This window comes from Paenibacillus dendritiformis, from assembly GCF_015845845.1.
GTDB classification, from domain to species: domain Bacteria; phylum Bacillota; class Bacilli; order Paenibacillales; family Paenibacillaceae; genus Paenibacillus_B; species Paenibacillus_B dendritiformis_C.
Genome location: NZ_LDIG01000064.1, coordinates 1 through 9,803, shown reverse-complemented (window position 1 = coordinate 9,803; position 9,803 = coordinate 1). Strand labels below are relative to the sequence as shown.

Below are 9,803 nucleotides of genomic sequence, written 5' to 3'. Positions count from 1 at the left end.
CGTTTTTTTTAGTAGGTCTTTGAGAATGTCCCTCTCCAAGGCTTGCTCTGCATAGAGTTTCTTGAGCTTCTCATTCTCTTTCGCAAGGGCAGCATAATCTTCTGCAGTCGGGACAAACTTCGCTTGCTTCATACTAGCCCCATCCAGTTGATCCAGGTCCTTACGATTTAATTCTCTAGCCCATCGCAGTACCATCTTTGGATCAAGCTCATGTTGCCTTGCTACAGCGGTCATGTTGCCGATTTCCTTCCCTTTAGCAACTACCATCTTTTTGAAATTAAGATCATACTGTTTCTTCTTCATTTCGTTCCCCTCCGCCTCAATATTATTGTATCGGAGTAAGGGGTGTACTGTCCAAGTTTATATAGGGGCTAAATAGGATACGGCGGCGCGATCTGGATTCTGAATCGGAAGTAACTACGTTGGAGTGAGGGGGGCCTTCATGAGTGTGATTGCCGGAAGCATTGGAGTACCATATCGCGGCCGACTGGAACAAGGGGACAGTCCAATTGACGAAGATCAAAATATAGGCTTCAAAAGAGGACAGGGAGGTGCCGGCCGGCACCTCCCTCCGATGTGATATCATGGTTATGATTTGATCACTTGAATCCCTTTGACAATATTCCAAATGAAAAAGTACACGCTAATGAGAGCGCAAAGCGCGACGGTAATAACCGAGCCAATCCCCAAGGTTACCTCTACCTCCCGCACGCTTAAGCTGATGACTCCCAATGCGGCAAACCCTGCAATGGCTGCAACCGTAGGAAGTATATGCGTCCACAGCGCTCGTTTGGCATGGCTTTTGCTCTCGGAGTCACCGACAATCCAGACAAGTATCGGAAATAAAATCGGCGCAAAGAGAACGCTCCAGTAAGAAAGAGCAGAGACTAGTTTGTTTCCGTTCATATCTATCACCTCAAGCAAGTTTGTCGTTGCTGTTCCATGGCTTAAATATACAGCAGAAGACATCTGCACACTAATCGATCCAGCTTTCAAGAGGCTTATAAAATTGTAAGATTGCAAAATTGAAGTGGAACCTCCACGCCGGATATTTACAGTATGGAATTCGATGAAGATGTATTCATCGATGCCAAGAGATTATGGAAGCCAACTTCGGAGCTTGAGGCTTTATTCATTACGGCAGCCGCCTAAACGGAAGAATTTCCCCTGCGTCGCGCAGGAGGATTATTATTGAGAAGACTCAGGCAAGCTCGTGCCGCAGCAGATGCTTGAAGATCGTCGTCAGCTTGTCGGCCATGCGCATAAAGCCAAGATCGGTCGGGTGGATGCCGTCAACCGTACATTCAAATCGGGTCTCATCGGTGCCAAGAAGTGTGCTGCCGTCATAAAAATGAAGATGCGAATCCCCTTGCTTGCGAAGCCTCTCGACCACTTCGCGTTGGATCCGGCCCATTTCCAGCCGCAGGGTCCTTAATTCCGGCACGAAGGACTCGCTGGCGAACTCCATTTTCGAAATAACGAGGATCGGAACTTGGGGAAAAGCTGCCCGGTAAATACGAATAAACTCCGGCAAGGTCTTCTTGAGCCGGTCCGGATTGATGGCATTGGCTTCATAATCAAGCACCAGCATCGCCGGATTCTTAATCTCGGTGATGATATGCGCCATCTCCGGCTCTCCGCAGCCGCTGCCGGAAAATCCGAGATTAATAAATTCCAGAGGGATGCGGCGGCTTAGTATGTTTGTGTAAGCCATTCCAGGCCGGGAGGCACAGGCGCCCTGCGTAATCGATGTGCCATAGACGATCACTTTTTTGTCCTTGCGGTAGGGGAGCGGCGCTTCGATTACCGCATCCGGCTCTACACCTATGGACAGCCCATTCACTCCCTGGTAGAGCGGAAAGTTCAGTGTCACATGGCGCCACCCGGCCGCTGGGAAATCGTACAGCATCGCTTCGTAATGGTTCTGGGTATGATCATATTGGCTTGTTCGGAAATAAACTTGCTCCCCGGGCTTGCCTAAATAGAGATCAAACCCGCATTGCCCGGTGGCAGGCATATGATACAAATCCGCCTTATTGGCCAAGTATACGCGGATGGCCAACTTACGGGAGGTGGTCTGGAAGGCAAGCTGCCCGCCTGCTGTATGGTTAGCGATCAGATAGACAATGGGGGGGATCGTATGCCGTGACTGAAGGGGAAGTCTGCGGAAAAACCGTTCCCGCTCGAACCAGGGGAAGCCGCTTAACCGAAACGGTTCTTCGGCCGGGGATAACCATTGCAACCCCGCGAATCTATTTTGTTCCAAGCGCATATGAGGATCAAGATCAGAACCTTTTTTCTCAGTCCCATCGATTGGTTGGTCGGCCATGATGAAGATAAGCCTCCTTGAACAGAAGTGTGATTCCTCATTGATATTACCACAATATTTCTGGAGTGTATTCAATCACTTGTCACGTCATAATTTCGTAACCGCAAAGATAATGTCACGTATAAAGTCTTGACCCCGCTCCGGCGAATGGCCGGGGCACGAATAAATCCATACGAGAAGCTGAGGGACATCCTATGAAATACGACATGACAGATCAAGCCGAGAGAGGGTATCGGCAAGCGGAGCAGAAGGCCGCTCATTATTTTGCCTCTCTTTCCGCGCAGGTCAAGAGCAAGACGTATGTGCCTGCACTGACAGCAGATTTTGAATTATGGCAGCGGGACCATATTCCATCTCCTTCATGGCTCTCCTTTTTTTCGAGAACAAGGAGAAAACCGGAAGCTTCGGATTATGATAAATATATGCAATGGTTGAACGATGCCGGAAGATTGGACGCATACCTGGATCGGAGCGTCTCCTACATGTATATGAGGGATCTGGGCAAAGCCCTGGATTCTCCTCACACGCAGACCCGAATTCAGCGCTGCATTGCCGGAATCAAAAAGCATTTGCTTCCTTCCACGGCAACCAACGGGGGAGAACAGCCCGAAGTTTTGAGTCTGGCCGGGGTATATCGATGGGCTCAGAAGGAAGGGATAGAAAACGCCGCGATATGGGTGTTCGGCAAGCTGAGAAGCGTATCCGCCCATATTCCGGAAGGAATGGATGCGGAGCAGGGCCAGCGCAAGCTGATCAAAATCATTGCCGGGGTTGTTCTCCATGTCATCGAAGAGATGGATGACGATATATTGCCGGCGGAACGGGCCCGAAGACTTGATGAAGCCATCAGGCTGGGTTATTCCTACGGACTGACCTATCCCTTCATTGACGATCTGCTCGATTCCCAAGTGCTGCAGAAGCACGAGAAGGAGCAATATTCCCGTATGATACGTTCCGCGCTTGTCACGGGAACGGTGCCGGAATGGGGAGAGTTGGCCGGCCAGAACAAGGAAATGCTCCGTTTTATCCACGCGGAGCTCCGGGATGCTTTTGAGTATATTAAAGGATATCAGCTACCGGACACCGAGAGAACATTTTTCGAACAGTCTTATGTGTTTTATCATTCCCAGGATCTGGACCGGGCCAAGGAACTGTCGAATCCGAATTACACCAATGAGGAGCTGTATGTGCCAATCATTCTGAAATCTTCTTCTTCCCGTTTGATCGTCCGCTCGGTCATTCGCGCGCCTGAGGATGAAGGCTTTCATCATCGCACATTCTGTTATGGCATCTACAACCAGTTGGCGGATGATTTTGCGGATATGTTTGACGATATGAGAGACGGCGCCGTAACGCCCTATACCTATTATTTAAAATACCGCGGTCAGCGCAAGGATCTGATCAACCCCTTTGAACTGTACTGGGCGGTCATTTCTCATTTAATCCATAACGTATATCGATCCGATGCCAAGTCCCGCGAGGTGATCCTGGACCGTGCCATCAACGGTCTGAAACGATGCAAACAGCGCGTCGGTAACGAAAAATATAACGAAATCATGGATATGTTCGCCTCCGGAATTCCGGAATTTAATCGTCTGATCCAACACATGGTTCGCAAAGCGGATGAGGTCGATTTTTTCGATAAGCTGCTTCGTGATCAGATGGTAACCGCTCTGAAAAACGATCGCAAAGAAAAGGAACAATTTTTCGAAACGATCAAAACGGTTCGCCAACAGATTAACGGCCTCCTGCCGATTCCGAAGCCTCACGGAATTCCAGCGATGAAGGAAACGCTAATTGATGCCGCCAACTACAGTCTCGAAGGGGACGGCAAACGGTTGAGACCGATGCTGGCCTGGGTCATGGGCGTACACGAATATGGCTTGAAGGCTTCAGCGATTGTCCCGCTGCTGCGATCATTGGAATATATGCACACCGCCTCCTTGATCTTTGATGATCTGCCGTCGCAGGATAATGCGGCTACACGAAGAGGACGGCCAACCCTGCACCAGGCGCATAACAGCGCCACCGCCGAATTAACCGGCCTGTTCCTGATTCAGAAGGCGATTGAAGAACAAGCTTCCCTGGACGGGTTCGATCCGAACGCCGTGCTTGCCTTGATGCGATATTCGTCCCAAAAGGCCGCGGATATTTGCATGGGACAGGCGATGGACTTGCAATCCAAAGGCCAAGCGTTGACGCTGGAGCAAATGAACATGATATGCTTTTACAAAACCGGGATTGCATTTGAAGCTTCCCTCATCATGCCTGCCATTCTCGCTCAGGTGAACGAGACGGAAATGGCGGCGTTGAAAAAATTCGCCTATCATGCGGGCATTGCGTTTCAGATTAAGGATGATTTGCTTGATTATGAAGGAGACCAGCAATTGCTGGGGAAGCCTGTCGGCAAGGATGCGGAAAACAATACTTCGACTTTTGTGACCATTCTAGGCCATGAAGGCGCCAGAAAAGAGATGTGGGAGCATTACTGCCTTGCCAGCGAAGCGTTGAGAGCGATGCCTCGCCAAATCGCTTTTTTAAAACATTTATTGAACTATATGGTCAATCGGGACAGTTAAAATTAATTTATGGCCACATGCCAGCACGTCTCCTCGTTATTTTGACAAGCCAGGATATTCGTTCATTCCAAGCTGTCCTGGAACGAATAAAGTAGTAGGTAGAAACGAGGAGGCGATCTGAATGCCGGTAAAAAACGGGAGCGAGTATATCGAGCGGATAAATCATCATTCCCCCGATGTCTGGATCGCGGGAGAGCGAGTGCAGGGGCTTCTGTCGGAACATAGAGCGTTCAAAGGACTTATGGCTACCCAGGCTTCCATGTATGATATGCAGCATGACGCCTATTTGCAAGGCAAAATGGTCTATCCTTCGCCCTTGACAGGCGATCCGGTCGGCATGTCCTACATGCAACCAAAAACAAAAAAGGATCTTGCGCTGCGCAGGCAGATGATGCAGACCTGGGCAGGCATCCACCACGGCTTCCTGGGGCGTTCCCCCGATTACATGAACACCGCCATTATGGCTTTTTCAGCTGCGGCCGGGGTGCTTGAAGAGCAATATCCCGCGTATGCCTCGAACTTGCAACGGTATTACGAGGCGTGCCGGGAAAACGATATTACGCTTTCTCATGTATTTATTCAGCCGAAGGCGGGGAGGGTATCCACTTTTCTTCGAACATTCGAAGAGCCGGAGGCGGCCCGAATCATGGAGAAAAACAAAGACGGGATCGTGATTCGCGGTGCCTTTTTGTTAGACACGCAAGGAGCAACCTCGGACGAAATTCTGGTATTCCCTGCGCCGTTCTCTTTCACTGGGGCAGAGGAAAGTCCCTATTCCTTCGCCTTTGCAGTTCCCAGCAACCTGGAAGGCATCAGCTTTATATGCAGGGAAAGCTTTGTAGGCGGAGAGTCCACTTACAATTATCCGCTGAGTTCGCGGTTTGAGGAAATGGATACGCTTGTCATTTTCGATGATGTTACCGTACCGTGGGACCGGGTCTTTATATGCGGGGATGAAAAAATGGCATACCGGTTACTGGATGAGAGTCATTTTCACACCTACGCCGGCACGCAGATCATTTGCAAGAACATTGCCAAAACGGAGTTTTTGCTGGGCATGATCGACATGCTGGTTAAGACCTCCGGATTGGAAAGCCATGGCCATGTTATCGAGAAGGTGACGGAGGTAATCGTAGCGCTTGAGACGCTCAAGGCATTTCAGCTTGCCGCCGAGAAAGGGGCTTCCCCCGATCGATGGGGCAATATGCTTCCGGCCCGGAAGCCGCTGCTTGCCGCAAATGTATATTTTCAACAAGTGTATCCGCGCATGATTGAGATCGTTCAGTTGATTGGCGCCAGCAATCTGATTATGATTCCGGATGAAAAGGATTTTGCTGCCCCTATGCGCGATCAATTGAACCGCTATATGAAGGGCATCGCTCTGGATGCCAAAAAAAATGTGCACTTATCCAGATTGGCATGGGAGCTAAGCGTCAGTACCTTCGGCGGGAGGCAGACCGTCTATGAGCGTTTTTTCTTCGGAAATGCCTCTGTGGTGAACACCCGGCTGTACACGGCTTACCAAGGCGCCATGGAGAAGTATCGAGACCGGGTTCAAGACTTTTTGTCATAGGGAAAAAGAGTCCTGCTCCTTTTCCCTCCAACCATTTTCCAGGGCAGGATTTTCTTCCTGCAGACAGAGAACTTACATAGCTTAGACCCTAACAGCCTTCGGGGAGAATCCCCCGTCCACGGTTGCATCAGTTCCACAGCAGAACAATGCATAAAACGAGCTCAGGCTATTTTTCGCTTACTTTTAGGCCCGATACCGTTTATAATAAATCAAGCACATAGTATAAAAGAAAAGGTGTCATGGATGAGCATATTAAACGTAGAGCGACTAAGCCACGGCTTTGGAGACCGTGCAATCTTCAAGGATGTATCCTTCCGCCTGCTTAAAGGCGAGCACATTGGACTTATCGGCGCCAATGGAGAAGGCAAGTCCACATTTATGAATATCATTACAGGCAAGCTTCAACCGGATGAAGGCAAGGTTGAATGGTCCAAGCGCGTACGCGTCGGCTATCTTGATCAGCATGCCGTTCTGAGCAAGGGCTTAACGATTCGAGATGTCTTGCGGAGCGCCTTCCAATATTTATTTGACATGGAACAAGAAATGAACGACATGTATGCCAAGATGGGAGACGTGTCTCCGGAAGAGCTGGAGAAGCTCCTCGAGGAAGTCGGCACGATTCAAGACACGTTGACGAATCAAGATTTTTATATGATCGACGCCAAAGTGGAAGAGACTGCCCGCGGACTCGGCCTGAATGATATCGGCCTGGATAAGGACGTCAACGATCTGAGCGGCGGCCAGCGGACGAAGGTACTGCTGGCGAAGCTATTGCTGGAGAAGCCGGATATCCTGCTGTTGGACGAGCCTACGAACTATCTGGATGAACAGCATATCGAATGGCTAAAGCGATATCTGCAAGCCTATGAGAATGCGTTTATTCTCATCTCGCACGATATTCCGTTCCTGAACAGCGTGATTAACTTGATCTACCACATGGAAAATCAGGAGCTGACGCGCTATGTCGGCGACTATGACAAATTCCAGCAGGTCTATGAAATGAAGAAGCAGCAGTTGGAAGCGGCCTATAAGCGCCAGCAGCAGGAGATTGCCGATCTGAAGGACTTCGTCGCGCGCAACAAGGCGAGCGTAGCTACGCGCAATATGGCGATGTCGAGGCAGAAGAAGCTGGATAAGATGGAAATTATCGAGCTGGCGAAGGAAAAGCCGAAGCCGCAGTTCAACTTCAAAGATTCCCGGGCTTCCAGCAAGCTGGTGTTCGAGACCAAAGATCTGGTCATCGGTTACGATGAACCGTTGTCCCGTCCGTTGAACCTCCGCATGGAACGCGGTCAGAAGATCGCCTTGGTCGGTGCGAACGGCATCGGCAAGACGACGCTGCTGCGCAGTATTCTCGGCGAAATTCCGGCGATATCCGGCTCGGTTGAACGGGGAGATAATCTGGATATCGGCTATTTCGAACAGGAAGTCAAGGATGCGAACTATAATACGTGCATCGAAGAGATCTGGAACGAATTCCCTTCCTTCACCCAATTCGAGGTGCGTGCGGCACTGGCGAAGTGCGGACTGACGACGAAGCATATCGAGAGTAAAATCGCCGTGCTGAGCGGGGGCGAGAAGGCGAAGGTTCGCCTCTGCAAGCTCGTCAATATAGAGACCAACCTGCTCGTGCTCGATGAGCCGACGAACCATCTGGATGTCGATGCGAAGGATGAGCTGAAGCGCGCGCTCAAGGCATACAAGGGCAGCATTCTGCTCATTTCCCACGAACCTGAATTTTATCGGGATGTCGTGACGGAGACATGGAATTGTGAATCTTGGACGACGAAAGTATTTTAACGTCGGAGCCCGACTTTATCGCAATAGATGCGATAGAGTCTTTGTTAAATATGCGGGTGGGAGAACTAGCTGATACATCCCCGATTGTGACATCATTTCGAACCGAAGTAGAGGATGAGGCACGCAAGCAGATTTGGTAAAGCGACCAGCAGGAAAAAGGTGGATAAATTGAACCTTCGGTCTCTCGATTCCCTGCCTTCAGTCGCCATATCCGCACGTCTGGAATCGGGATCAATCACAGCGCCAGAAAAAAGAGCGGCTAAGGCTAAGGAGCCCAATCCTGCATAGCCGGATAACTTCATCGCCATGGAAATATCCCAAGCGACGACGGACATCGCGGCAATAACGATAAGTACAACGATTCCAACCCCGATTGCTGTTTTCATTCTAACCTCCTCGTGGCATTGAAGAATCTGTCCGGCACCTTCTCTATCATAGAGGATAAAGGATGCATTTTCCAGATCGTATAACAATTGTTGCCGGGCGCGGCGTTCATGATCGCGGAGCTCGCCGGCAGGGACGATGCAAATAGCTTGGGATATTCCGGGCTCAAGGGATAAAGGGGAACCGCGGTTCTCCTTTTTTTGTGTGAAAAAATTATCTCTGAGACATTAAGGTCACGAATATCCGGACTCTCTTCTTGGAGGAGACTCGGAGGATTCCGACGCGAATTATAGGGGACTATGCGGGGACTATGGCAGTCCAAGGTATAGATTCTATTCCGGTTAAGCTGATGATTCCACGCACCGCGACGAATATGAACTATCGAATCAATTGCACGAGGAATCTGCCTAAAGGCTCTCCTGAGTTGGGAGAGCCGCCCAGACTGTCGACACAGTCCGGTCGACAGTCTTTTTTTCTTAGGAAGGGCGGGACCGGGGAAGGCAGAACAGGTTAGGTTAGGGCAAGCTGGTCCGCGCATGAAGCTAGATGGTCTGCGCATGAAGCAAGGTGGTCTGCGCATGAAGCAAGCTAGTCCCCGTATGAAAATGCTGCACAGGCGCAGCATTTTTAACCTCAAGAGGCTAAATTCCGAGAAAATCCTGCAAAATTACATTATTTCTCCATTTTGAACGCTATTTATGCCTTGCCGTAGGGTAATTGCTGTATTTTTGCAGCAATCCTATTTTCGCAGCCTCGTGTCAATGAAATTGCTGCATTATTGCAGTATTGGTGGAGAAGGTGACTAGAGTGGCCGGAGCTAATGCAGCTTTGGTGGAGAAGGTGACTAGAGCGGCGGGAGATAATGCAGTTTTAGAAGTCCGGTGAAAAAGTCCGCTTAAACAGGTCTTTCCCACGGTTTTGTCGAATTTGTACTGTAACAAATAATCGAGAGAGTGATTGAACATGAAAGCCTATAAGTCATCGGCTGTCCAGCCTCAGATGTTTCAATTCGTGGATATGGATGAACTCGTGCCGAAAAAGCACATCCTGCGTCAAATCAACGAGGCGCTTGATTTATCCATCGTCCATGATTGGGTAGCGCCGCTATATACGGAACGCACCGGTCGCCCGGCGGCTG

General features: G+C 49.9%; 8 protein-coding genes. 4 read left to right on the top strand and 4 right to left on the bottom strand.

Features of this window, described 5'->3' with window-relative positions; genetic code table 11:
* The 3 genes from ABD76_RS03610 to ABD76_RS03600 form a co-directional block, all read right to left on the bottom strand.
* On the bottom strand, nucleotides 1-303 hold a 303-nt coding region (locus tag ABD76_RS03610; RefSeq protein WP_197254355.1), incomplete at its 3' end, for a transposase.
* 285 nt (nucleotides 304-588) lie between these two features.
* The gene (locus tag ABD76_RS03605) at nucleotides 589-906 is read right to left on the bottom strand and encodes a magnetosome magnetite crystal formation protein family (protein ID WP_197254356.1); all 318 of its coding nucleotides are present in this window, start codon (nucleotides 904-906) and stop codon (nucleotides 589-591) included.
* 295 nt (nucleotides 907-1,201) lie between these two features.
* A complete protein-coding gene (locus ABD76_RS03600) occupies nucleotides 1,202-2,329 on the bottom strand; it encodes an SGNH/GDSL hydrolase family protein (protein ID WP_197254354.1) in 1,128 nt (375 codons plus the stop codon).
* A 194-nt stretch (nucleotides 2,330-2,523) separates the two neighbouring features.
* Here ABD76_RS03600 and ABD76_RS03595 point away from each other — a divergent pair, with 194 nt between their 5' ends.
* From ABD76_RS03595 to ABD76_RS03585, 3 genes are all read left to right on the top strand, one after another.
* Nucleotides 2,524-4,908 carry a polyprenyl synthetase family protein gene (locus ABD76_RS03595; RefSeq protein WP_197254353.1) on the top strand — a complete coding sequence of 795 codons (2,385 nt, stop codon included), beginning with the start codon at nucleotides 2,524-2,526 and terminating at the stop codon, nucleotides 4,906-4,908.
* Nucleotides 4,909-5,029: 121 nt separating this feature from the next.
* Nucleotides 5,030-6,481, top strand: a complete 1,452-nt coding sequence (gene hpaB, locus ABD76_RS03590) for a 4-hydroxyphenylacetate 3-monooxygenase, oxygenase component (RefSeq protein ID WP_197254352.1) — start codon at nucleotides 5,030-5,032, stop codon at nucleotides 6,479-6,481.
* A 243-nt stretch (nucleotides 6,482-6,724) separates the two neighbouring features.
* Entirely contained in the window at nucleotides 6,725-8,281 is a 1,557-nt protein-coding gene (locus tag ABD76_RS03585; RefSeq protein WP_197254351.1) for an ABC-F family ATP-binding cassette domain-containing protein, read from the top strand.
* A 92-nt stretch (nucleotides 8,282-8,373) separates the two neighbouring features.
* Here ABD76_RS03585 and ABD76_RS03580 read toward each other — a convergent pair whose 3' ends face one another.
* Nucleotides 8,374-8,667, bottom strand: a complete 294-nt coding sequence (locus ABD76_RS03580; protein ID WP_197254349.1) for a DUF5316 domain-containing protein — start codon at nucleotides 8,665-8,667, stop codon at nucleotides 8,374-8,376.
* A gap of 961 nt (nucleotides 8,668-9,628) precedes the next feature.
* Between ABD76_RS03580 and ABD76_RS29240 the strand changes: the two genes are divergently transcribed.
* Nucleotides 9,629-9,803 (top strand): transposase (locus ABD76_RS29240; protein WP_478354313.1); only part of this gene is annotated, 175 nt, incomplete at its 3' end.

What these genes read in the sequence shown, in the direction of transcription:
- ABD76_RS03585 (WP_197254351.1), top strand. Translation starts at nt 6,725, where the DNA reads ATGAGCATATTAAACGTAGAGCGACTAAGCCACGGCTTTGGAGACCGT.
- ABD76_RS03600 (WP_197254354.1), bottom strand. Translation starts at nt 2,329, where the DNA reads ATGGCCGACCAACCAATCGATGGGACTGAGAAAAAAGGTTCTGATCTT.
- ABD76_RS03605 (WP_197254356.1), bottom strand. Translation starts at nt 906, where the DNA reads ATGAACGGAAACAAACTAGTCTCTGCTCTTTCTTACTGGAGCGTTCTC.
- ABD76_RS03595 (WP_197254353.1), top strand. Translation starts at nt 2,524, where the DNA reads ATGAAATACGACATGACAGATCAAGCCGAGAGAGGGTATCGGCAAGCG.
- ABD76_RS03580 (WP_197254349.1), bottom strand. Translation starts at nt 8,667, where the DNA reads ATGAAAACAGCAATCGGGGTTGGAATCGTTGTACTTATCGTTATTGCC.
- hpaB (WP_197254352.1), top strand. Translation starts at nt 5,030, where the DNA reads ATGCCGGTAAAAAACGGGAGCGAGTATATCGAGCGGATAAATCATCAT.